This window comes from Giesbergeria giesbergeri, from assembly GCF_054779375.1.
Genome location: NZ_BAAGYJ010000007.1, coordinates 19,210 through 43,270, shown reverse-complemented (window position 1 = coordinate 43,270; position 24,061 = coordinate 19,210). Strand labels below are relative to the sequence as shown.

The 24,061-nt window shown below is 60.3% G+C and carries 17 protein-coding genes; 9 read left to right on the top strand and 8 right to left on the bottom strand.

Annotated elements, in window-relative coordinates:
* Positions 1-4: 4 nt before the first annotated feature.
* Entirely contained in the window at positions 5-1,510 is a 1,506-nt protein-coding gene (locus tag ACYVB2_RS11750; protein WP_382433153.1) for an ABC transporter substrate-binding protein, read from the top strand.
* A gap of 38 nt (positions 1,511-1,548) precedes the next feature.
* Here the strand turns inward: ACYVB2_RS11750 and ACYVB2_RS11745 are convergent, their stop codons facing one another.
* Positions 1,549-3,861, bottom strand: coding sequence for an NADP-dependent malic enzyme (locus ACYVB2_RS11745; protein WP_382433151.1), 2,313 nt, complete (start codon positions 3,859-3,861; stop codon positions 1,549-1,551).
* A gap of 252 nt (positions 3,862-4,113) precedes the next feature.
* Here ACYVB2_RS11745 and ACYVB2_RS11740 point away from each other — a divergent pair, with 252 nt between their 5' ends.
* Both ACYVB2_RS11740 and ACYVB2_RS11735 read left to right on the top strand, forming a co-directional pair.
* On the top strand, positions 4,114-4,419 hold the full coding sequence (locus ACYVB2_RS11740) for a winged helix-turn-helix transcriptional regulator (protein WP_382433149.1): 306 nt from the start codon (positions 4,114-4,116) through the stop codon (positions 4,417-4,419).
* 100 nt (positions 4,420-4,519) lie between these two features.
* Entirely contained in the window at positions 4,520-4,879 is a 360-nt protein-coding gene (locus ACYVB2_RS11735; RefSeq protein ID WP_382433147.1) for an FKBP-type peptidyl-prolyl cis-trans isomerase, read from the top strand.
* On the opposite strand, the gene ACYVB2_RS11730 is transcribed toward ACYVB2_RS11735, so the two are convergent.
* From ACYVB2_RS11730 to ppsA, 3 genes are read right to left on the bottom strand one after another with little or no spacing between them, the layout of a single operon-like run.
* Complete coding sequence (locus ACYVB2_RS11730; protein WP_460536663.1) at positions 4,863-6,953, bottom strand: VC_2705 family sodium/solute symporter; 2,091 nt, start codon at positions 6,951-6,953, stop codon at positions 4,863-4,865. The two genes, ACYVB2_RS11735 and ACYVB2_RS11730, sit on opposite strands and share 17 nt — an antisense overlap.
* Entirely contained in the window at positions 6,946-7,296 is a 351-nt protein-coding gene (locus tag ACYVB2_RS11725) for a DUF4212 domain-containing protein (RefSeq protein ID WP_382433143.1), read from the bottom strand. Before ACYVB2_RS11725 ends, ACYVB2_RS11730 begins: the two co-directional genes overlap by 8 nt.
* Positions 7,297-7,309: 13 nt before the next feature.
* Positions 7,310-9,700, bottom strand: a complete 2,391-nt coding sequence (gene ppsA / locus ACYVB2_RS11720; protein ID WP_382433141.1) for a phosphoenolpyruvate synthase — start codon at positions 9,698-9,700, stop codon at positions 7,310-7,312.
* Positions 9,701-9,876: 176 nt separating this feature from the next.
* Between ppsA and ppsR the strand changes: the two genes are divergently transcribed.
* Genes ppsR through ACYVB2_RS11705 form a run of 3 tightly spaced genes read left to right on the top strand, consistent with a single transcriptional unit; the run spans position 9,877 to position 12,007 of the window.
* On the top strand, positions 9,877-10,698 hold the full coding sequence (ppsR, locus tag ACYVB2_RS11715; RefSeq protein WP_382433139.1) for a posphoenolpyruvate synthetase regulatory kinase/phosphorylase PpsR: 822 nt from the start codon (positions 9,877-9,879) through the stop codon (positions 10,696-10,698).
* Positions 10,699-10,709: 11 nt separating this feature from the next.
* A complete protein-coding gene (locus ACYVB2_RS11710) occupies positions 10,710-11,627 on the top strand; it encodes a ketopantoate reductase family protein (protein WP_382433297.1) in 918 nt (305 codons plus the stop codon).
* A complete protein-coding gene (locus ACYVB2_RS11705; protein WP_382433138.1) occupies positions 11,624-12,007 on the top strand; it encodes a VanZ family protein in 384 nt (127 codons plus the stop codon). The genes ACYVB2_RS11710 and ACYVB2_RS11705 overlap by 4 nt, the downstream gene beginning before the upstream one ends.
* On the opposite strand, the gene ACYVB2_RS11700 is transcribed toward ACYVB2_RS11705, so the two are convergent.
* Together ACYVB2_RS11700 and ACYVB2_RS11695 are read right to left on the bottom strand one after the other, a co-directional pair.
* On the bottom strand, positions 12,004-12,957 hold the full coding sequence (locus tag ACYVB2_RS11700) for an alpha-E domain-containing protein (protein WP_382433137.1): 954 nt from the start codon (positions 12,955-12,957) through the stop codon (positions 12,004-12,006). The two genes, ACYVB2_RS11705 and ACYVB2_RS11700, sit on opposite strands and share 4 nt — an antisense overlap.
* Before the next feature lie 11 nt (positions 12,958-12,968).
* Positions 12,969-14,456 (bottom strand): circularly permuted type 2 ATP-grasp protein, encoded by a 1,488-nt coding sequence (locus ACYVB2_RS11695; protein ID WP_382433136.1) that lies wholly within the window; start codon positions 14,454-14,456, stop codon positions 12,969-12,971.
* A 137-nt stretch (positions 14,457-14,593) separates the two neighbouring features.
* On the opposite strand from ACYVB2_RS11695, the gene ACYVB2_RS11690 reads away from it, so the two are divergent.
* From ACYVB2_RS11690 to ACYVB2_RS11680, 3 genes are all read left to right on the top strand, one after another.
* Positions 14,594-18,085: a transglutaminase family protein gene (locus ACYVB2_RS11690; protein WP_382433134.1), complete on the top strand. Its 3,492-nt coding sequence runs from the start codon at positions 14,594-14,596 to the stop codon at positions 18,083-18,085.
* Between the two features lie 112 nt (positions 18,086-18,197).
* On the top strand, positions 18,198-20,726 hold the full coding sequence (locus tag ACYVB2_RS11685; RefSeq protein WP_417398469.1) for a circularly permuted type 2 ATP-grasp protein: 2,529 nt from the start codon (positions 18,198-18,200) through the stop codon (positions 20,724-20,726).
* Between the two features lie 40 nt (positions 20,727-20,766).
* Positions 20,767-21,684, top strand: coding sequence for a transglutaminase family protein (locus ACYVB2_RS11680; protein WP_382433130.1), 918 nt, complete (start codon positions 20,767-20,769; stop codon positions 21,682-21,684).
* Positions 21,685-21,693: 9 nt separating this feature from the next.
* Here the strand turns inward: ACYVB2_RS11680 and ahpF are convergent, their stop codons facing one another.
* Both ahpF and ahpC read right to left on the bottom strand, forming a co-directional pair.
* Positions 21,694-23,250 carry an alkyl hydroperoxide reductase subunit F gene (gene ahpF / locus ACYVB2_RS11675; protein ID WP_382433128.1) on the bottom strand — a complete coding sequence of 519 codons (1,557 nt, stop codon included), beginning with the start codon at positions 23,248-23,250 and terminating at the stop codon, positions 21,694-21,696.
* A 99-nt stretch (positions 23,251-23,349) separates the two neighbouring features.
* Positions 23,350-23,913, bottom strand: a complete 564-nt coding sequence (gene ahpC, locus ACYVB2_RS11670) for an alkyl hydroperoxide reductase subunit C (RefSeq protein ID WP_382433126.1) — start codon at positions 23,911-23,913, stop codon at positions 23,350-23,352.
* Positions 23,914-24,061 lie beyond the last annotated feature (148 nt).

The following is a 24,061-nucleotide window of genomic DNA, read 5'->3' as shown; positions in this document are numbered from 1 at the left end:
TTCCGTGCCCATCTCTCGCCGCCATGCCACTGCCGCTTTGCTGAGTGCCCCACCAGCGGCCCTGTGGGGCTTACCTGGCCCCGCACAGGCACAAGCACGGGGCCGACACCATGTGGTCATTGGCTTGTCGTTGGAGCCTAATAGCCTCGACCCCACCTCGGCCCCTTCGGCCTCTATTGGCGAGGTGGTGCATTACACCGTGCTGGAGGGGCTGACCCGCATTGAGGAGAGCGGTGCCGTGTCGCCCTTGCTGGCCCAGTCTTGGAGCCGCAGCCCAGACGGCAAGACCTATACGTTCCAACTGCTGAAAGGGGTGCGTTTTCATGATGACGCCCCTCTGGATGCCGCGGCAGTCAAGTTTTCGTTTGAACGCGCCCAAGCCCCGCACTCCAACAATAAAGCCCAGCGCACCCTGTTTAACAACGTCACCGGCATCACCACACCCGATCCGCATACGGTGGTGATTACCTTGCAACACCCGGATGGCAATTTTTTGTTTCGCTTGGGCGAAAACACAGCCGTGATCCTGCATCCGGCCAGCGCGGCCCAAGCCAGCGGCCACCCCATAGGCACTGGCCCCTACCGCTTTGAGCACTGGAAAAAGGGCCACAGCATCCACTTGCGCAAGTTTGCAGGCTACCGGCAAGCCAGCCAAGTGCAGTTGGAGCGGGCGGTTTTTCGCTTCATCAACGACCCGGTAGAACAGGCCAGCGCGGTGTTTGCCGAAGAAGTAGACATTTTGTTCAACATTGCTACACAAAATGTGCAGCAGTTTCAGTCCAACAACCGTTATCAGGTGGTGATTGGCTCCTCCAATGGCAAGGGTATGCTGGCCATGAACAACCGGCGCAAACCCTTGGACGATGTGCGGGTGCGCCGGGCCATCACCCATGCTATTGACCGCGAAGCCTTTATCCAGCGCATGTTGGATGGGCGTGGTCGGGTGATTGGTAGCCATTTCTCACCCTCAGAGCCCGGCTATGTGCATCTGGCAGGTTTGTACCCCTATGACCCAGCCAAGGCGCGGGCCTTGCTGCAAGAAGCGGGGGTCAAGACGCCACTGACCTTGGGCCTCACGTTGCCGCCCACCCCCTATGCCCGCACCGACCGCTCCATGCTGATGGACAACTTGGCCCAGATCGGGATTGAGCTCAAGCCCGAGCATGTTACTTGGCCGCAATGGCTGGAAGGTGCCTTCAAGGGGCACTTTGATCTGACCATGATCAACCATGTGGAGCCGCTGGACTACCCGATTTATGCCGACCCCGATTACTACTTTGGCTATGACAGCCCAGTCTTTCGGGAGTTGATGGCCCGCCACGCTGCCAGCGACAACCCCCGCGAGCGCCAAATGCTGTTTGCCCAACTCCAACGCCATCTGGCGCAAGATGCGGTGAATGCTTGGATTTTTGCCTCGCAAATCACCGCCGTGGCCCGCAAGGGGCTCAAGGGCTGGTGGATGAACTACCCTATTTTTGCGCACGACATTGCAGCGATGCGTTGGGCCTGATACGAGGCCACACGCACCGCTGGTGCCCGGTGCGCGCCTTAGGGCTTGGCGCTGTGGGCGGCGTTGGCGGCGGCCAAGGCCGTCATGTTGACCACACGGCGTACCGTGGACGATGGCGTCAGCACATGCGCCGAGGCTGCCGCGCCCAACAACACGGGGCCAATGGTGGTGCCGTGGCCGCTGGTGGTTTTGAGCACATTGAACAAAATGTTGGCTGCATCCAAGTTGGGGCAGATCAGCACATTGGCCGCACCGGTCAGGGTGGTCTCGGGCAACATGGTGCGGCGCATGGCATCGGACAATGCAGCATCGCCATGCAATTCACCATCGCACTCGATGTGCGGTGCAGCATGAACGAACAGGTCACGCGCTTGGCGCATTTTGCGGGCCGAGGCCCGGCCCGACGAGCCGTAGTTGGAGTGCGACAAAAAGGCGACCTTGGGCGGCAAGCCAAAGCGTTGCACTTCTTCAGCGGCCATCAAGGCGATGTCGGCCAACTCTTCGGCACTGGGGTCTTCGTTGATGTAGGTGTCGGCAATGAACAGTGTGTGCTGCTCTAGCATGAGTGCATTGACGGTGGCCAATGTGGGGGTAGCGGGGGCCAGCCCAATCACATCACGGATGTGGTCGAGGTGGCTGTCAAACTTGCCCACCAACCCGCACAGCATGGCATCGGCATCGCCCAAATGCACCATGAGCGAAGCGATCAGGGTGTTGGAGCGGCGCACAATCACTTTGGCGGCCTCGGGGGTCACGCCACGGCGGCCCATCAAGCGGGCATAGGTTTCCCAATAGCGGCGAAAGCGCGGATCGTCTTCGGGGTCGCAGATTTCTACATCTTTGCCGGGCTGGATGCGCAGGCCTGCTTTGTCGATGCGAGCGGCAATCACTGCGGGACGCCCAATCAGGATGGGGCGTGCCAGACCATCATCAACGGCCACTTGGGCCGCACGCAGCACGCGCTCGTCCTCGCCTTCGGCGTAGGCTACGCGGCTGTGGGCCAGCTTGGCGGCGTGAAACACCGGGCGCATGAACATGCCCGTTTGGTAGACAAAGCGGTTGAGGCTTTCGCGGTAGGCTTCGATGTCGGCAATCGGGCGGGTGGCCACCCCAGACTCGGCAGCAGCCTGCGCTACAGCAGGGGCAATGCGCAAAATCAGGCGGGCATCGAAGGGGGTGGGGATGAGGTAGTCGGGGCCAAACGTCAGGTCTTTACCAGCGTAAGCGGCGGCCACTTCGTCGCTGGCTTCGGCCTTGGCCAAATCGGCAATCTGGCGCACGCAGGCCAGCTTCATGGCATCGGTGATTTTGGTGGCACCGCAGTCTAAGGCACCCCGGAAGATGTAGGGAAAGCACAGGACGTTGTTGACTTGGTTAGGATAGTCGGAACGGCCCGTGGCAATGATGCAGTCGGGGCGTGCGGCCTTGGCCAGCTCGGGGCGGATTTCTGGCTCGGGGTTGGCCAGCGCCAAAATGATGGGCTTGTCGGCCATCGTTTTGACCATTTCCACGGTGAGCACGCCAGGGGCAGAGCAGCCCAAAAATACGTCGGCACCACTGACTGCATCGGCCAGCGTGCGGGCACTGGTGGTGCGGCAGTAGGTTTGTTTGGACACATCCAGCTTGCCCGCTTTGGCATCATCGCGCTCGGTGTGGATCACGCCCTTGGAGTCGCAGACGAGGATGTTTTCTACCCTCACGCCCAACCCCACCATAACGCCCAAACAGGCAATGGCAGCAGCACCGGCCCCAGAGACGGCCAAACGCACTTGGCTGATGTCTTTGCCCACCAGCTCCAGGCCGTTGAGCAACGCAGCCGAGGAGATGATGGCGGTGCCGTGCTGGTCATCGTGGAACACCGGAATGTTCATGCGCTTGGAGAGTTCGCGCTCGATGTAGAAGCATTCGGGGGCTTTGATGTCTTCGAGGTTGATACCGCCCAGGGTTGGCTCCAGCGCCGCAATGATATCGATCAGCTTGTCGGGGTCGTTTTCGGCCAGTTCGATGTCAAACACATCCACGCCGCCAAACTTTTTGAACAGGCAGCCCTTGCCCTCCATCACGGGCTTGCTAGCCAGCGGGCCGATGTTGCCCAAACCCAGCACCGCCGTGCCGTTGGTGACCACACCCACCAAATTGCCGCGCGAGGTGTATTCGTGTGCCAGGTTGGGCTCGGCCTCAATATCCAAACAAGGGTAGGCCACGCCGGGGGAGTAGGCCAAAGACAAGTCGCGCTGGTTGGACAGCGGTTTGGTCGGGGTGACAGAGATTTTGCCCCGGCTAGGATTGCGATGGTATTCGAGTGCGGCTTCGCGCAAGGCTTGTTCGGCGGTAGAGAGGGTTTGGGTCATACACAAAAGGTTTCTGAGCGATTAGCAGAATGAGCTTACCCGATGCTGATGTCTTTTGACCAGACTATGGTACTTTGGGCTACACCAGCCATGCCCTTTTGGCAGCATAGCTATGCCACATTATTTTGGGCCTGATACAGCCTTAGAACATGGTACATCAGACTATGGAGCTATTAAACTTGTAGCAAAATAAATTCAACGCTATAGTCCGCCGCACCGCTGTCCCATCTCTATTGCGCAAGGAGACGCCCGATGAGCTCAAAAGAAAACACTGCCACCTACCAGCTGTTCGAACGTATTGAACGCCGTTATGCCCTGCGTGTGCTGTGGGCCTTGCGCGATGGGCATCCCCAAACTTTTCGTTTGCTGCAAGACAGTGTGGGCGGCATTACCCCCAACACCTTAAACACCCGCATCAAAGAGCTGCGTGAGGCCGGTTTTCTAAACCACGGCAGCGATGGTTACACCGTCACACCGTTAGGCACTGATTTGCTCAAACGCCTGAGCGATGTGCAAGCCTTTGCCAACCGCTGGGCCAGCGCCCGCGCCAAGCGATAAATGCCGCCGGTTTCGGCTACATTGTGCAACGCATGGGCCTTGCGCCCTCGTCCACCAAGCGCATCGGGCGCTTGTTTTCTCTCGCATCACAAGGATATTCATGGCATTCAATACCACTGCATCGGGCCTGCAATACGAAGACACCGTCGTTGGCGAAGGCACCGAAGCCACACGCGGCCAATCCGTCACTGTGCACTACACCGGCTGGCTCTACCAAGACGGCCAGCAAGGCGCCAAATTTGACTCCAGCCGCGACCGCAACGACCCCTTTGTATTTGGTCTGGGTGCTGGCATGGTCATTAAAGGCTGGGACGAAGGCGTGCAAGGCATGAAGGTGGGTGGTCAACGCACCCTGATCATCCCCGCCGCCTTGGGCTATGGTGCCCGTGGTGCAGGGGGTGTCATTCCACCCAATGCCACGCTGAAGTTTGATGTGGAACTGCTCAAGGTGGGCCGCTGATTGTGGGGCCGGGCCGGGCCGCGTGTGTCCACCGACTCACCAGCACGGTCATGAGCAACCCCGCAGGCACCCCAAACACCCCAGCAGAAATGGGCAAAATGCCCCACCACAGGCCATCGCCCAATAACAGGTTAGGCAATGCGGCCCGCACAGCAGCCACATTGCTCAACATATAGTAGGCGGCTACACCCAAACCGGCCATCATGCCCGCCACAGCCCCTTGGCGGGTGGTGCCGCGCCAAAAAATGCCCAGCACCATCACCGGCACAAACGCCGATGCGGCCAACGAGAAAGAGGCCGTGACCAACGGCAAAATGTCGGATGGCTTGAGCGCCGCCACAAAAGCCGCAGCCAGAGCCACCGCCAACAAAATAAACTTGGTCAAAATCACCCGCTGCTCAGGCGAGGCCGCCTGATCGGGGTCGGCCACATACAAATCACGCACCAGTGCGTTGCTGATAGTCAACAACAAGCCATCGGCGGTAGACAGCGCCGCTGCCAGCCCCCCAGCCGCCACCAGCCCCGACACCACATAGGGCAGCCCGCCCAACTCGGGCGTGGCCAGCATGATGAGATCGGCACCCAAGCGGATCTCGCCAAACTGCACCACCCCATCACCATTCACATCTTCAATCGACAACAACGAGGCGTCTACCCGCGCCCACTGGGCCATCCAGTGTGGCAAGGCATCAAACGGACTGCCCACCAAATTGTGCATCACCTCAAACTTCACCAGCACTGCCACCGCAGGCGCACTGAGGTAGAGGATGGCAATAAAAAACAGCGACCACGCTACCGATGCCCGTGCCCCCGCCACCGACGGTGCGGTGTAATAGCGCGTGAGCAAATGCGGCAGCCCTGCTGTACCCACCATCAGGCAAAACATGAGCGCCAAGAAATTGCGGCGCGTGTCTTGGTATTCGGCCTGTTCCTGTGCCGAGCCCTCTGGATCTCCGGCATAGGCTTGGCTATGGCGTGGCAGCCCCCCCAAGGGCTGGGCGCGGGCATAGTTGTCGCGCATTTCTTGGCGCCAACGCTCGCGGGCGGTGGCAGCATCGCGTGGCAAAGCGGCCAACTCACGGCTGGCGGCCACAATCAAACCCACATCCTCATTCTGCGCCCGCAACCGATGCACGCGCTCCTGCATCGCCAAACGTTGCTGCTCCAGCGCCCCTTCTACATCTTCCAAGCGCACCTGCAACTCTAAGGCCCGGCGCAGATAAGCAGCAATCACCTCTTGCTCTGCTGGCGATGCCAACAACTGCTTCTCCAACTCGGCAATCTTGCCCAGCTGCTGCCCATAAACCAATGGGGCGATTGGATTGCCCAACTGCTTATAAGCCAACCAAGAAACCGGAATCAGAAACGCCAACAAAATCACCACATACTGCGCCACCTGCGTCCAGGTGATGGCACGCATGCCGCCCAGAAAAGAGCACAGCAACATGCCCCCCAGGCCCAGCATGATGCCAATTTCAAACTGCACCCCCGTCAGGCGCGAGGCAATCAGCCCCACCCCATAAATTTGGGCCACTAGGTAGGTAAACGAGCACACCACCGCCGCCAAGGCCGCAATCACACGCGGCCAGTGGCCCCCAAAACGCACCTGAAAGAACTCTGGCACCGTATACAACTGCATGGCCCGCAAATGGGGGGCAATCAACAGTGCCACCAAACAAACCCCCCCCGTCCAGCCCAGCAAATAGGCCAGCCCCCCTGCCTGCCCCGGCGTGCCAGAAAAGCCCTGCAAATACAGCGCCCCCGACAAACTGATAAACGAGGCCGCACTCATCCAGTCGGCAGCCGTAGCCATGCCGTTATAAAACGGCGGAATACGCCGCCCAGCCACATAATATTCTTCGGGGTCTGCGGTACGCCCATACACACCAATGGCCGCATAGACCATCACCGTCAGAAAAAGAAAAATCGGGCCAATCCACTGGCGCGACAGGCCACGGTGTTCGGCCCAAGCCATCAGGCCCACAAAACCCAGCACCCCCAGCGCATACAAGGCCAGATTGCGGTGCAGACGGCGCAGATAGGCGCGGTCTGTGCCAGCGCCCGGCTCAGCCATGCCGGGCAGGCCGGGCGGCCGCAGCAGCCACAACGGCCGTGGTGGGTGCGTCAGGCAAGGGGTGGCGGTCAATATAGGCCATGACCAAGGCATAGACCAACACGATGGCCAAAAACACCAACACCACCCCCTGCGAAGCCAGCCAATAACCCAAAGGCCAGCCATACACCTGTAAAGATTGCAGATCGCGTGCAAAAAACATAACCCCAAAGGCTGCCAGCCCCCACAGCAGCAGCAACACCGCCTGCAATCGCAGGCGGCGTGGGTCGGGTTTGGGCAGTATCACCGGTGGCAACGCCACAGGCGTGCCACTGGCTTCTGGGGTGGCGTGGATGCGGGTCACCACGCGCGCAGGTTCAACCTGCCAGTTGTTGCCAAGTCGCGATCACGCTGTCTGGATTGAGCGAGATCGAGGAAATGCCCTCATCGGCCAGCCACTGAGCAAAGTCAGGGTGGTCGCTGGGGCCTTGGCCGCAAATACCAATGTACTTGCCCTGTGCCAAACAAGCCGTGATGGCTTGGTGAATCAAGGCCTGCACTGCAGGATCGCGCTCATCAAAGTCGGCAGCCAGCAATTCCAGACCCGAGTCCCGATCCAAGCCCAAGGTGAGCTGGGTCAGATCGTTAGAGCCAATCGAGAAGCCATCAAAATATGCCAAGAAGCGATCTGCCAAGATGGCATTGCTTGGGATCTCGCACATCATGATCAGCTTCAAGCCGTTCTCACCGCGCTGCAGACCATGTTGTGCCAACAGTTGCGTCACGCGCTCGGCCTGGCCCAATGTGCGCACAAAAGGCACCATGATCTGCACATTGGTCAGGCCCATGTCGTTGCGCACCCGCTTGAGGGCTTCGCACTCCATCGCAAAAGCTTCGCCAAACTCTTGGCTCACATAACGGGCTGCACCGCGGAAGCCCAGCATTGGGTTTTCTTCTTCTGGCTCGTAACGGCTGCCACCAATGAGCTTGCGATATTCGTTGCTCTTGAAGTCCGACAGGCGCACGATGACGGGCTTGGGCCAGAAAGCGGCGGCAATGGTCGCCACGCCTTCGGCCACCTTGTCCACATAGAAGGCACGCGGCGAGGCATGGCCCCGCGCCACCGACTCGACCGCCTTTTTCAGGTCGGCATCTACAGCGGGGTAGTCCAAGATGGCCTTGGGGTGTACGCCAATGTTGTTGTTGATAATGAACTCGAGGCGGGCCAAGCCCACGCCTTCGTTGGGCAACTGGGCAAAGTCAAACGCCAACTGCGGGTTGCCCACGTTCATCATGATTTTGGTCTTGATGGGGGGCATCGCGCCGCGCTGCACTTCGGTCACTTCGGTCTCTAGCAAACCGTCATAAATACGGCCTGTGTCGCCTTCGGCACAAGAGACAGTGACCAGCGTGCCATCCAACAACTTGTCGGTGGCATTGCCACAACCCACCACGGCCGGAATACCCAATTCACGCGCGATGATGGCGGCGTGGCAGGTGCGGCCACCCCGGTTGGTGACGATGGCGCTGGCGCGCTTCATCACCGGTTCCCAGTTAGGGTCGGTCATGTCAGTCACCAGCACATCGCCGGGCTGCACCTTGTCCATCTCAGAGATGTTATGCACCAAGCGCACTGGGCCAGTGCCAATTTTTTGCCCAATGGCGCGGCCTTCGGCCAGCACCGTGCCGGTGCCCTTGAGCTTGTAGCGTTGCTCGGCTTGGCCCTTGGCTTGGCTTTTCACGGTTTCGGGGCGGGCTTGCAGGATGTAGAGCTGGCCGTCGGTGCCGTCTTTGCCCCATTCAATGTCCATAGGGCGGCCATAGTGCTGCTCAATCACCAGCGCATAGTGGGCCAATTGCTCTACATCGGCATCGGTGAGCGAGTAGCGGTTACGCAGTTCGGGCGCTACATCGGTGGTCTTGACCAGCTTGCCGCTGGCGGCCTTTTCTTCGGGGCTAGAGAACACCATTTGAATCAACTTGCTGCCCAAGTTGCGGCGAATCACGGCCTTGTTGCCGGCCTTGAGCATGGGCTTGTGCACATAAAACTCGTCAGGGTTCACCGCACCTTGCACCACGGTTTCGCCCAAACCATAGCTGGAGGTAATAAACACCACCTCTTCAAAGCCCGATTCGGTGTCGATGGTGAACATCACACCGGCAGCGCCCAAATCCGAGCGCACCATGCGTTGCACACCAGCAGACAAAGCCACCACATCATGGGCAAAACCCTTGTGGACGCGGTAGGAGATGGCACGGTCGTTGTAGAGCGAGGCAAACACTTCCTTCATTTTGTGCAGCACGTCTTCGATGCCAACCACATTGAGGAAGGTTTCTTGCTGACCGGCAAACGAGGCATCGGGCAGGTCTTCGGCAGTGGCCGAGGAGCGCACCGCAAAGCTGGCTTGTGGGTTGCCAGCCGAGAGTTGGGCAAACTCTGCACGCACAGCCGCCTCTAAATCGGCCGGGAAGGGGTGGTTCTCCACCCAGCCCCGGATTTCAGCACCTGCGGCAGCCAAGGCGCGCACGTCTTCCACGTCCAACGCAGCCAGTTTGGCGCTGATTTTGTCGGCCAGCCCCTCAAAGGCCAAAAATTCGCGAAAGGCATGGGCCGTGGTGGCAAAGCCGGTAGGCACGCGCACGCCCTCGGGCAATTGCGAAATCATCTCGCCCAAACTGGCGTTTTTGCCGCCGACCGATTCGACATCGGTCATTCTCAGGTTTTCAAACGGTACCACCAAGGCGGTTGGGCTGAAAAGTGCAGACATAGGAGTGCTCCAGAAGTTAAAACCGGCTCAAAGGCCCACGCCCGTGCAATGCGGCGGACGAGGCAACACCCCCAGCAGGAAAGCAGCTTTATCGTTGTTCTTATGGGCCGCTGCCCATGCTGGGCGCAGAATTTAGATAATCCCGCGATTGTAGGCTCCTCCCCTGGAAAATCGTCATGCACACACGCACCGTATTTTTTGTCTCCGATGGCACCGGCATCACCGCCGAAACCTTTGGCAATGCCATCCTGGCGCAATTTGAAATGGTGCCACGCCGTGTGCGCCTGCCCTTTGTCGATACCGTAGACAAGGCCCATCAGGCCGTGCGCCAAATCAACCACACGGCAGAGCTCGAAGGACGCAAGTGCATCGTCTTCACCACACTGGTCAACATGGAGGTGCTCAAAATCCTGCAAGAAGGTTGCAAAGGCATGCTGTTAGACATGTTTGGCACCTTTGTCCATCCACTTGAAGAGGAACTGGGCATCAAGTCGCACCACCGCGTGGGGCGCTTTTCTGACATCAGCAAAAGCAAGGAGTACCACAGCCGCATTGAGGCCATCAACTTCAGTCTGGCCCACGATGATGGTCAGAGCAACCGCGACTTGGCCGGGGCCGATGTGATTTTGGTTGGCGTCAGCCGCAGCGGCAAAACACCCACCAGCCTGTATTTGGCGATGCAGCACGGCCTCAAGGCGGCCAACTACCCGCTGATTCCCGAAGATTTTGAGCGCCGTCAATTGCCACCAGCACTGGTGCCGCACCGCAAAAAGATTTTTGGACTGTCAATCGGCCCCGAACGGCTGTCCGAAATCCGCAGCGAGCGCCGCCCCGACTCGCGCTATGCCAGCTTGCAAAATTGCCGCCATGAAGTGGCCGAGGCTGAAGCCATGATGCGCCGCTCGGGCATCCGCTGGCTCTCGACCACCACCAAATCCATTGAAGAGATTGCCACCACCATCCTGCAAGAGCTGCAACCCGACCGGCTGGTGTACTGAGCATGGCCGCCTTGCAGATTGCCGTCATGGGTGCTGGGGCTGTAGGCAGCTACTACGGTGGCCTGCTGGCCCGAGCAGGCCATGCCGTCACCTTGATTGCGCGGCCTGCCCATGTGCAGGCCATCGAGCAACACCAGGGATTGTGGCTAGAAAGTGCCTCTTTTACGGGGCGTGTGCCCGTGCGTGCAGCCACCGAGGCCCGCGCAGTGCAGGGGGCACAGTTTGTGCTGTTTTGCACCAAGTCCACCGATACCACCAGCGCCGGGCAAGACATGGCGCCCCATCTGGCCTCTGGTGCCGTGGTCTGGAGCCTGCAAAACGGCGTAGACAATGCCCAACGGCTCACACAGGTGCTGGGGCGGCCTGTGGCCCCAGCCGTGGTCTATGTAGCCGCTGCGATGGCGGCACCGGGCCATGTGTGCCACCTGGGTCGGGGTGAGCTGGTGGTAGGGCCACACCCCGGCCATGCGCCACTGCTGGCCGCACTGACCCATGCCGGAGTACCGGTTCAAGAATCGAACAACGTCACCCACGCCCTATGGGCCAAACTGGTACTTAACTGCGTTTACAACCCCCTGTCAGCCATTGCCGATCTGAGCTACGGCCCCTTGCTGGCAAGCCACGGGGTGGAGCAAGTGGTGCGCAACACCGTGCAAGAATGCCTGGCCGTGGCCCATGCCAACGGTATCGTCTTGCCACCAGACACCCTCGACAAGGTGCTGCAACTGGCGGCCACCATGCCACAACAAAAATCTTCCACAGCCCAAGACTTGGCCCGTGGCAAGCGCAGCGAGATCGACCACCTCAATGGCTTTATCGTTCGCGAAGGGCAACGGCTAGGCATTGCTACCCCGGTCAACCAACTGCTGCACACACTGGTGCGCCTGCGCGAGTCACATCCCCCCGCTGCGGGCGCAAGGGCCGCATGACACAGAAAGCCATCCTCCCCACACAGCGCCAGCGGCTACTGCGTTGGGGCTTTTGGAGCCTGCTGCTGGCCGTGGTGGTGTTGTCTTTGCTGCCCACCAGTTATTTGCCACCACAGGCTTTTAGCCTGTGGGACAAGGCACAGCACGCCTTGGGCTTTTTGGCGCTGGGCCTGCTGGGGCAGGCGGCCTACCCAAGCCAGCGCATCCCGCTATGGCTGGCCCTGCTGACCGTGGGCGGCGCCATTGAACTGGCCCAAGCAGCCACCGGCTGGCGCTACGGCGAATGGGCCGACTGGCTGGCCGATGCACTGGGACTGTTGGCAGCCCCTGCCATGCAAACCCTGTGGCCTGCACGGCACCGCGCCCCCACGCAGCCTTAGTCGGCAGCCAGAAAGTCGCGCCCAATACCCACGCCAATGTCGTTGATACGCAGCAAAATCTGCGTCAGGTAAGCGTGCAAGCCGGTGGCCAAAATTTCGTCGATACGGCCATACTGCAAATCGGCCAGCAGGCGGCCCACCAAACGCTGGGTTTCCTGTGACTGGCCGTTGGCCACCCGGTCGAGGTTTTGCCGTACTTCCAACATACAGGCCAACAAGGAGCGCGGCATCGACGGGTTCAAGATCAACAACTCGGCCACACGCTCGGGGCGAATGCCATCGCGGTACACCTTGCGATAGATCTCAAAGGCCGAGAAGCTCCCGAGCACGGCGCTCCAGTGGTAGAAGTCGTACTCTTGGTCGCGGCCATTGTCGGTGCCGTGGAACTCACTGTCCAAGGCATGAAACTTGGCGTCCAGCAGGCGTGCCGTGTTGTCGGCCCGCTCCAAAAAGGTGCCCAAACGCAGAAAATGCAGCGCCTCATCGGCCAGCATGGTGCCCAAAGTCACCCCCCGCGAGAGATGGGAGCGAAAGCGCACCCACTCAAAGAACTGCCCCGGATCGGCTTCCAACTGGCCGCTGCGCAGCAGCCGGTTCACTTCTAGCCAAGTCTGGTTTTGCATTTCCCAGGCTTCGGTGGTCAGGGAGCCACGCACAGCACGGGCATTTTCGCGCGCAGCACGCAAACAAGACAAGATAGAGGCCGGATTGCTCTCGTCCGCCACCATGAACTGCAACACATTGCGGGCAGTGATCTCGCCATGTTTAGCCTGATAAGCCGGGATCAGCTCACTGATGGACAGCAGCCCCTGCCAGTTGGTTTGCGCTACAGCAGCCGATTGCGGCAGCAGCGCAGTTTCGTAGCCCACATTGAGCATGCGGGCGGTATTCTCGGCCCGCTCCATGTAGCGGGACATCCAGAAAAGGTGGTCAGCGGTTCGGCACAACATCCATACTCCTCTCAAACTTCCATGATCCAGGTGTCTTTGGTGCCGCCCCCTTGGGAGGAGTTGACCACCAAGGAGCCTTCTTTGAGGGCCACCCGCGTCAAGCCACCGGGCACCATCTGCACCGTTTTGCCACTGAGGACAAAGGGGCGCAGGTCAATGTGGCGCGGCGCAATGCCTTGCTCGACAAAAGTGGGGCAGCTCGACAGACTGAGCGTGGGTTGGGCGATATAGCCCGCCGGGTTGGCACGCAGCACCTGGGCAAATTCGGCAATCTCGGCCTGCGTGGCGGTGGGGCCAATCAACATGCCGTAGCCGCCCGCGCCATGCACTTCTTTCACCACCAAATCTTTCAGGTTAGCCAGCACATATTGCAGGTCTTCGGGCTTGCGGCACATCCAAGTGGGCACGTTGTTGAGGATGGGCTTCTCACCCAGATAGAACTCAATCATCTTGGGCACATAGGGGTAGATGGATTTATCGTCGGCCACCCCGGTGCCCACCGCATTGCAAATGCTGACGTGGCCCGCCCGGTAGGCGTCCATCAGGCCCGCACAACCCAAGGCCGAATCGGCACGGAAGACCGCCGGGTCAAGGAAGTCATCGTCCACACGGCGGTAAATCACATCCACACGCTCTGGCCCTTGCGTGGTGCGCTTATAGACAAAGCCATCGCGCACAAACAGGTCTTGGCCCTGCACCAACTCCACGCCCATTTGCTGTGCCAAGAAGGCATGTTCAAAATAGGCGCTGTTGTACATGCCGGGGGTGAGCACCACCACGTTGGGGTCGGAAGCGCCCGTGGGGGCGCTGGCGCGCAAGGTCTCCAGCAGCAGATCGGGGTAGTGCGCCACTGGGGCGATGCGGTTTTGGCTGAACAGCTCTGGGAACAAGCGCATCATCATCTTGCGGTTTTCGAGCATGTAGCTCACGCCGCTGGGCACGCGCAGGTTGTCTTCGAGCACGTAGTATTGGCCGTTACCGGCGCTGTCGGGGGCGCGCACAATATCGACACCGCTGATGTGCGAATAGACATTGTTGGGAACGTTGACCCCCATCATCTCGGGGCGAAACTGGGCATTGTTGACCACCTGCTCACGCGGAATCACGCCCGCCTTGAGGATTTCTTGGTCGTGGTAGACGTCGTGAATAAAGCGGTTCAGTGCCGTGACCCGCTGCACCAGCCCTTTTTGCATCTGGCTCCACTCTTGCGCCGGAATGATGCGCGGAATGAGGTCAAACGGAATCAGGCGCTCGGTGCCGGCGCCATCTTCATCCTTGGCACCATACACCGCAAAGGTGATGCCCACGCGGCGGAAGATCATTTCCGCCTCTTCACGGCGCGCACGCATGGCCGCCTCCGTCTGCCGCTCTAGCCATTGGGCATAGGCAGCGTAACCGGAGCGCACATCGGTGCCACACCGCAAACCCTGTTGTTGCACCTGCCCGCCCCCGTGTGGCAAAGGGGGCAGCGTGGCGTACATCTCGTCGAATTTCAGCATGGTGTTTTCTCCTGCCGAGGCTTTAAGCAAGGAGTGGGCCAGCTTCCCACACGTTGTGTTGGCGCAGCTTTTGCTTGAGGGGCTGTTACAACGCGCCTTGGGGCGTGCCTGCAAAAACCCTATCCCCTTTTGCTCTTATGTCGATACACGCTGCCCTACACCACGTTACCCACTACCAATACGACCGTCCCATCAATTTGGGGCCACAGTTGATTCGCCTGCGGCCTGCACCGCACTGCCGCAGCAAGGTGGTGTCGTACTCGCTGCGCGTAGAGCCAGCGCAGCACTTCATCAACTGGCAGCAAGACCCCTTTGCCAACTACCAAGCACGGTTTGTTTTTCCAGAGAAAACCACCGAGTTCAAAGTGACGGTGGATTTGGTGGTGGAGATGGCGGTCTACAACCCGTTTGACTTCTTTTTGGAGCCAGAGGCCGAGCAGTTTCCGTTTGGTTACAACGCCGCTACCACCGAGGAGCTGGCCCCCTATCTAGCCACCGACCCCATCACACCATTGCTGGCCGCTTATTTGGCCCAAATAGACCGCAGCCCCCGGCGCACGATAGATTTTTTGGTGGATCTGAACACCCGCCTGCAACGCGACATTGGTTATCTGATTCGGCTAGAGCCCGGTGTGCAACCCCCCGAAGAGACCCTCACCAAACGCTCTGGCTCCTGCCGCGATAGCGCCTGGCTGATGGTGCAGTTGCTGCGCCACTTGGGGCTGGCGGCCCGCTTTGCCTCGGGCTACCTGATTCAGCTCAAGCCCGATGTCAAATCGCTCGATGGCCCCAGCGGCACTGAAGTGGACTTTACCGACCTGCACGCTTGGTGCGAAGTCTATTTGCCCGGTGCAGGCTGGATTGGCCTTGACCCCACTTCGGGTCTGCTGGCCGGTGAAGGCCATATTCCGCTGGCCTGCACGCCACGCCCTTCGGGCGCTGCACCGATTGAGGGCGGTCTGGACGAGTGCGAAGTAAAGTTCCAGCACACGATGGAACTGACGCGCATTTATGAGTCGCCGCGCGTCACCAAGCCCTATAGCGAAGAGCAGTGGAGCGAGGTGCTGGCGCTGGGCGATCTGGTCGATCAGGTGCTAGACGCCGGGGATGTGCGCCTGACGATGGGCGGTGAGCCCACTTTTGTGTCCGTCCACGACCGTGATGCACCAGAATGGAACACCGATGCCCTCGGCCCCACCAAACGCGGCTATGCCACCGAGTTGGTGCATAAGCTGCGCACCGAATACGGGCAGGGCGGCTTTTTGCACTTCGGTCAAGGCAAGTGGTACCCCGGTGAACAACTGCCGCGCTGGGCGCTGTCCATCTACTGGCGGGCAGACGGCGAACCCGTCTGGCACAACCCAGCCCTGTTTGCCGACGAGCGCCAAACGCAACACTACACCAGCGAAGATGCCAGCCGCTTTACACAAACACTGGCGGGCAAACTAGGCCTGGACGGCCAGCACATCACCCCCGGCTATGAGGACACTTGGTATTACCTCTGGCGCGAGCGCCGTCTGCCCATCAATGTCGATCCGTTTGACTCCCGACTCGATGATGAGATGGAGCGTATGCGCCTGCGCCGGGTGTTCGATCAAAAGCTCGACAGCGTGATTGGCTATGTGCTGCCACTGCAAGCCAACCCCGGTGCCGATGACCACCACACCCTCTGGAGCAGCGGCCCGTGGTTTTTCCGTGATGGGCGCATGTATCTCATTCCGGGCGACTCCCCCATGGGCTACCGCCTGCCACTGGACACCCTGCCTTGGGTCAGCCAAGCAGACTACCCCTATCTGATCGAACAAGACCCCTTTGCCCCCCGCAGCAGCTTGCCACCAGCCACCCAGCTGCGCGCCCAATACGCACCGCACAGCGTAGGGGGCGGTTTTGCCGAAGGGGGCAGCGTAGCCGTGCAAGGCCAAGGCCACACCGACAGCCATGCCCCGCTGCTGCACGATGGCCGAAACCAGTCCCCCTCGCACGCAACGGTCATGCCCAGCCATGTGCCCCAGCGTTTTGAATCGGCCCACTGGACTACACGCACTGCCATCTGCGTCGAAGCACGCGACCCCATGCGCGCCAATGGCCCCAAGGCCGAACGTGAACATGGCTGCAACTTTGCCCATGACGGGGGGGGGCTGTATGTATTTATGCCACCACTGCAACGGCTCGAGGATTACCTGCGCCTCTTGGCCGCCATTGAGGCCACGGCAGAAGAGCTGGGCGTACAAATCGTGCTGGAAGGCTATCCACCACCGCGTGACCCGCGCCTAAAGCTGCTGCAAGTCACCCCTGACCCCGGCGTGATTGAAGTCAACATCCACCCAGCCCACCACTGGGGGGAGCTGGTGCAACACACCGAGTTCCTCTACCAAGCAGCCCACGAGTCGCGCCTGTGCGCCGAAAAGTTTATGACCGATGGCCGCCACACTGGCACCGGCGGTGGCAACCACTTTGTGCTCGGCGGGGCCACCCCGGCAGATAGCCCCTTTTTGCGGCGCCCTGAACTGCTGGCCAGCCTGATCTTGTATTGGCACAACCACCCCAGCCTGAGCTACCTGTTCAGCGGCATGTTCATTGGCCCCACCAGCCAAGCCCCACGCGTAGATGAGGCGCGCAACGACCAGTTGTATGAATTGGAAATTGCACTGCAAGAAATCCATGCCAATCGGCAAAAGTTTGGTCAAGACATGCCACCGTGGTTGGTCGATCGCACACTGCGCAACATCCTGATCGATGTCACTGGCAACACCCACCGCAGCGAGTTCTGCATCGACAAGCTCTATTCACCCGACAGCAGCACGGGCCGTTTGGGCCTGTTGGAATTGCGCGCCTTTGAGATGCCGCCGCACGCCCGCATGAGCATCGTGCAGCAATTGCTGCTGCGCGCACTGGTAGCCCGCTTCTGGGATCAGCCCTATCTGGCCCCCGCCACCCGCTGGGGCACCGAACTGCATGACCGCTGCCTGCTGCCCACCTTTGTGCAGATGGACTTCTCTGATGTGCTGGCCGACATGCGCCAAGCCGGTTTTGCTTTTGACGATGCGTGGTTTGCACCCCACTTTGAGTTCCGCTTCCCACGGGTGGGGCAGGTGCACAGCATGGGCATCGAGCTGACCCTGCGCACCGCGCTAGAGCCGTGGCACGTCATGGGAGAGGAAGGCTCTGCCGGGGGCACCGTGCGCTATGTCGACTCCTCTTTAGAACGCATAGAAGTGCGTGTCAGTGGGCTGAACCAAAGCCGCTACGTCATCACCTGCAACGGCCAGCCGCTGCCCTTGCAATCCACAGGTGTCGCTGGCGAATATGTGGCCGGGGTACGTTACAAGGCCTGGAACCCACCGTCGAGCCTGCACCCCAGCATCGATACGCACGCCCCACTGACCTTCGATATCCTAGACACCTGGATGAAACGCTCGGTCGGCGGATGCCAGTACCATGTCGCCCATCCTGGCGGTCGCAGCTACGACGTTTTTCCGGTCAACGCCTATGAGGCCGAAAGTCGACGCTTGGCACGCTTCTTCCGCATGGGGCATACCCCTGGCGCAATGCAAGTGCCGCCCGCCACCATCGAACTGCCCGGCAGCCGCGAATTCCCGTTCACACTGGATTTGCGCCGCACGCGCTAACCCCGCGTGAGGCCGCGCCCTGTACCTGAAAACTTTTGACGTGACGATTCTCTCTCCCCTGTCCCCGGTGGCGGCAGCCCCTGAAGCCTCCACCGCCGATCTGGCACTGTCCATGGCAGCCCCGGCCCTGCCGGGGCATTACGACGAACTGCGTGGTGGCACTGGCCTGCCCCATGACGACAGCACAGACACCACTATGGCGCCAGCCTGGCGGCAGTTCTTCTCCCATCCGGGCACACAGAACCTGGCCGATCTGAACCGCCGCCAGACCAGTTTGGAGCAGCAAATCCGCGACAACGGTGTCAGCTACAACGTCTATGCCGACAGCAGCAACCCACAACGGCCTTGGTCGCTGGATTTGTTCCCACTGATCGTGCAAGCCGACGAGTGGCGCCATATCGAGGCGGGTGTATTGCAGCGGGTGCGCCTGCTGGAACACACCCTGCAAGACGTCTATGGCCCCCAAGAATTGCTGCGCGATGGTTTGTTGCCAGCGGCTCTGGTGCAAGGCCATCCGGGCTACCTGCGCACACTGCACGGTCTGGCCCCAGTGGGCGGCAACCGCCTGCAAGTGTGTGCGTTTGACTTGGCCCGTGGCCCCGATGGCCGCTGGGCCGTGGCTGCGCAACGCACCCAAGCCCCCTCGGGGCTGGGTTATGCGCTGGAGAACCGCCTGTCTATCTCGCGGCTGTTTCCGCAGGCGTTTGACTCTTTGCAGGTACAACGTCTGGCCTCGAGCTACCGGGCGCTGATTGACGGTTTGCGCAGCATGTCACCCGCCGGGGCCGATGCCCACATCGCCCTGCTCACCCCCGGCCCCTACAACGAAACCTATTTTGAACAAGCCTACCTGACGCGCTATTTGGGCATCACGCTGGTGCAAGGCAACGACCTGACCGTGCGCGACAACCGCTTGTTCTTGCGCACATTGCGCGGCCTTGAGCCAGTGCATGTGCTCATCAAGCGGGTGGACGATGCTTGGTGCGATCCGCTGGAGTTGCGCGCCGACTCATCGCTGGGCGTGCCCGGTTTGCTGCAAACCCTGCGCAGCGGCAACCTGCTCATGGCCAACATGCCCGGATCGGCCTTTCTGGAATCTGTGGGCATGCTGGGATTCATGCCCAAACTCTCGCGCCGCCTGCTCAATGAGGAATTACAACTGCCATCGTGGCCCACCTGGTGGTGTGGCGAACATGCAGCACTGCAATCGGCCACCGCCCATCTGGCCCAATGTGCCATCAAGCCCACTTACACCGGCTCTGCGTTGCATGGGCAGTTTGCGGGGCTGCAATGCAGCACATTAGACGCCCACGAGCGCGCCGCTTGGCTAGAGCGTTTGCACCAGTCGGGCGAAGAATTTACGCTGCAACAAGAAATCCCCCTGTCGCAAATGCCCACTTGGGATGCCCAATCCCAGCCTCCACGCATTGTGCCGCGCGAAGTCATGCTGCGTGTGTTTGCCCTGACCGACGGCCAGCAATCGTGGCGCGTGTTACCCGGCGGGCTGGGGCGCATCGTTAGCACACAAGACAGCGTATTGAGCCTGCAACGCGGGGGCAGCAGTGCCGACGTTTGGGTGCGTGTCGATGCCGAGCGCGGCCACACGGTCGATCGCACCACCCTGCTCAACAAACGCATTACCCCGGCCACCGTTGCGCAATACCGCCGTGTAGTCACCAGCCGAGCGGCCGAAAACCTGTTCTGGTTGGGCCGCTACACCGAGCGCAGTGAAAACAGCCTGCGCCTGGCGCGCCTGACCCTCTCCACCTTGGGCAGCGCCGGGCAATCGTGCTTGCCACTGGTCAAATGGCTGGGCAGCTTGGCAGCCTCATGCTCTTTGGTGCCTGCCGATGTGCCCTCGCCCATGCTGGCGCGGCGGGTGTTCACCCGCGCGCTGGTGGCCGGGTTGGGCAACCCCGACACCACGGCCAGCGTCGGCTTTAACCTGCGGGCGCTGCGACAAGTAGCCTCCTCCATTCGCGAACGGCTCTCGCAAGAGCATTGGGGCTTGATCCTGCGCACCGAGCAGCATTTCTTTGAACGCTGCGCCGATCTGGTCGATGGCAATTACTCTACGCTGGACGTGCTGCGGGTACTCGATTCAGTCAGCCCCAATCTGGCCGCCATGACTGGCGAACAAACCGACCGCATGACCCGCGATGATGGCTGGCGCTTGCTGTCGATTGGCCGCCAACTGGAGCGGCTGGATTTTCTGGGCATGGCACTGGCACGGGCCTTTGAGTCAGGGGCCATGGCCGAATCGGCAGGCTTTGAAGCCGTGCTGGCCTTGTTTGACAGCACCATCACCTTCCACGCCCAATACCAGCGCAGCCGCGACGTAGCGGCGCTGCTGGAATTGCTGGTCATCAGCCGCGACAACCCGCGCTCGCTGGGCTGGGTGGTACAAACCCTGCGTGGGCGCCTGGCCAAACTGGCCTGCGATGCCGACGACAGCCTGCTGGCCCTGACCCCCGACCCCAACCAATGGGCGCTCGCGCAGTTGTGCAATGACGAGGTGCCACTGCCCGCGCTGGGGCAATTGCTAGAACGCTGCACCAGCGCCACTTGGCGCGTCTCCGATGGCATCAGCCTGCGCTACTTTACCCACACCCACGAATCCTCACGCAGCCTGGGTGCCTGAGGCGCAGGGTCTTTCTTTTCTTCCTGAAGGTGAACGCCGCATGTTGTTACAGGTCACCCACGAAACCCGCTACGACTATCAGCCAGCGGTGGAGACGGCACAGCATGTGTTGTGTCTGCGCCCCATCCAAACCCCCTGCCAGCAGGTGCTAGAGCACCAGCTGGACATCCATCCGCGCCCCGCCTCACGCACTGAGCGCGAAGACGTATTTGGCAACCACCTGTGCCACTTCTCGATGCAAAGCCCGCACGAGACGCTGCGCGTGGTCTCACACAGTGCCATCCTGACACACACGCCAGCACCAGCCACCAGCCACACTGCGTGGGAGACCGTGCGCGAGAGCCTGCGCTACCAATATGGCATGGTGTACGACCCCGCCGTGGAGTTCACTTTTCCATCGCAGCATATTCCTCGGCACCATGAGTTTGTCAATTACGCCCGCCCCAGCTTTACCCCTGGGCGCTCTCTGCGAGAAGCAGCGCGCGAATTAATGCAGCGCATCTACCAAGACTTTACCTATGCGGCCCAAAGCACCGAGATCAACACCCCGGCCCTGACGGCGCTGGCCCAGCGCAAAGGGGTATGCCAAGATTTTGCACAAATCCTGATTGCCTGCCTGCGCAGCTTGGGCCTGCCGGGGCGTTATGTGAGCGGCTACCTGCTCACCACTCCACCACCCGGCAAACCGCGCCTGATTGGCAGTGATGCCTCACATGCTTGGGCACAGGTCTATTTGCCCGATCTGCACGCCCAACACCCCGGTCAAGGCTGGTACGACCTCGACCCCACCAACAACCGCGATGGCTGGGGCACCCCCGGTGAAGACTACGTCACCGTGGCCCGGGGCCGTGACTACAGCGATGTGGCCCCGATGCGCGGCGTCATCCACGGTGGCACCCGCCACACCCTGCATGTGGGGGTGACGGTAGCGCCGGTAGAAGAGAGTGTCGACGCCTAAAACCGTTCTTCAGTGCCGAATCAGGTGGTCAAAGGCGCTCAATGCCGCCTTGGCCCCTTCGCCGGTGGCGATGATGATTTGCTTGTACGGCACCGTGGTGCAATCACCAGCGGCAAACACGCCTGGCACATTGGTATGCCCCTTGGCATCCACCACGATTTCGCCCATACGGTTCAGCTCTAGCGTGCCCTTGAGCCAATCGGTATTGGGCAACAGGCCAATCTGCACAAAGATGCCTTCCAACGCCACCTGCTTGATCTCGTCGTTGGTGCGGTCTTTGTAGGTAATACCCGTCACCTTGTGGCCGTCGCCGTTCACCTCCGTGGTTTGGGCATTCAGAATGATGTCCACATTGGGCAGGCTGCGCAATTTGCGTTGCAGCACGGCATCGGCCTTGAGTTCGGCGGCAAACTCCAGCACCGTCACATGGGCCACCACACCGGCCAAGTCAATGGCCGCTTCTACGCCCGAATTGCCACCGCCAATCACGGCCACGCGCTTGCCTTTGAATAAGGGGCCATCGCAATGTGGGCAGTAAGTCACGCCCTTGGTGCGGTATTGCTCCTCGCCGGGCACGTTCATGTTGCGCCAGCGAGCACCCGTGGCCACAATCACCGCTTTGCTGCGCAGGCTGGCCCCATTGTCTAATTGCACCTCAATCAGGCCACCAGCTTCGGCAGCCGGTACCAAGGCTTTGGCGCGTTGCAGATTCATTACCTCCACGTCATAGTCGCGCACATGGCGCTCCATCGCGGCGGCCAGTTGCGGGCCTTCGGTTTTGGGCACAGAGATGTAGTTTTCGATGTCTACGGTGTCGAGCACTTGGCCGCCAAAGCGTTCGGCTGCTACGCCAGTGCGAATGCCCTTGCGCGCGGCATAAATGGCGGCGGCAGCACCAGCGGGGCCACCACCCACAATCAACACCTCAAACGGCTCTTTGGCAGCCAGTTTGGCTGCTTCTTTGGCCGCTGCGCCGGTGTCAATTTTGGCGACAATCTCGGCCAACTCCATCCGGCCCTGACCAAATTTTTGGCCGTTCAAAAAGATGGTGGGCACGCCCATAATCTCGCGCGCCTCAATCTCATGCTGGAACACGCCGCCATCAATGGCCGTGTGGGTGATGCGCGGGTTGAGCACGCTCATCAGGTTGAGCGCCTGCACCACGTCTGGGCAGTTGTGGCAGCTCAGGGAGTAGTAGGTTTCAAAGTGAAAATCGCCTTCCAAGCCACGCACCTGCTCCAGCAGGTCGGCTGCTTCTTTGGAAGGGTGGCCGCCCACTTGCAGCAGCGCCAGCACCAGCGAGGTAAATTCATGGCCCAACGGCACGCCAGCAAAGCGCAGGCCCGTGTCTTGGCCGGGATTGGTAATTAAGAACGAGGGCTTACGCACATCGGCATCGTTCTTCTCTACCACCGTCACCTTGTCTGAGACGGAGGCAATATCATGCAGCAGCTCCTTCAGCTCGTGCGACGTGGCACCGTCATCCAGTGTAGCCACCAACTCCACCGGACGTTGCAGGCGCTCCAAATAGGACTTCAATTGGGCTTTGAGGTTGTCGTCGAGCATAAGAAAACTCCTGAGAAATCAAAATTTGGGGTAAAAAAAACCCAGGCGCCAAGCACCTGGGCGTCTTTATGGGGCTAAAAAAGTGCGGTGCAGACCGACTTAGATCTTGCCCACCAAGTCAATCGACGGAGCAATCGTCTGGGCGCCTTCTTTCCACTTGGCAGGGCACACTTGACCGGGGTTGGCGGCGGTGTACTGGGCAGCCTTGAGCTTGCGCAGGGTTTCCGACACGTCACGGGCAATCTCGTTGCTGTGGATTTCAGCGGTCTTGATTTGGCCTTCGGGGTTGATGATGAAGGTGCCGCGCAGTGCCAAACCTTCTTCAGGGATATGCACGCCAAAGGCATTGGTCAGGGTATGGGTGGGGTCGCCCACCAGCGGGAACTTGGCCTTGCCCACAGCGGGGCTGGTTTCGTGCCAAACCTTGTGGCTGAAGTGGGTATCAGTGGTCACGATGTAGACCTCGGCACCGGCTTTTTGGAAGGCTTCGTAGTTGTCGGCAGCGTCTTCAATCTCAGTGGGGCAGTTGAAGGTGAAAGCGGCAGGCATGAAGATCAGCACAGACCACTGGCCCTTCAGGCTGGCATCGCTCACTTCCACGAACTTGCCATTGTGGAAGGCTTGGGTCTTGAAGGGCTGGACTTGGGTGTTGATCAGGGACATTGCGGTTTCCTTTCGGTGGTTGAAACTGAACACGGAACGAAGTATGGCCGAAGCCATTACATACATCCAATCAATTGATTCGATTGAATCGATATCATTTAACTATTAACCTATACCTACCCGCCGCGCAGGAAGATTGCTGCACGTT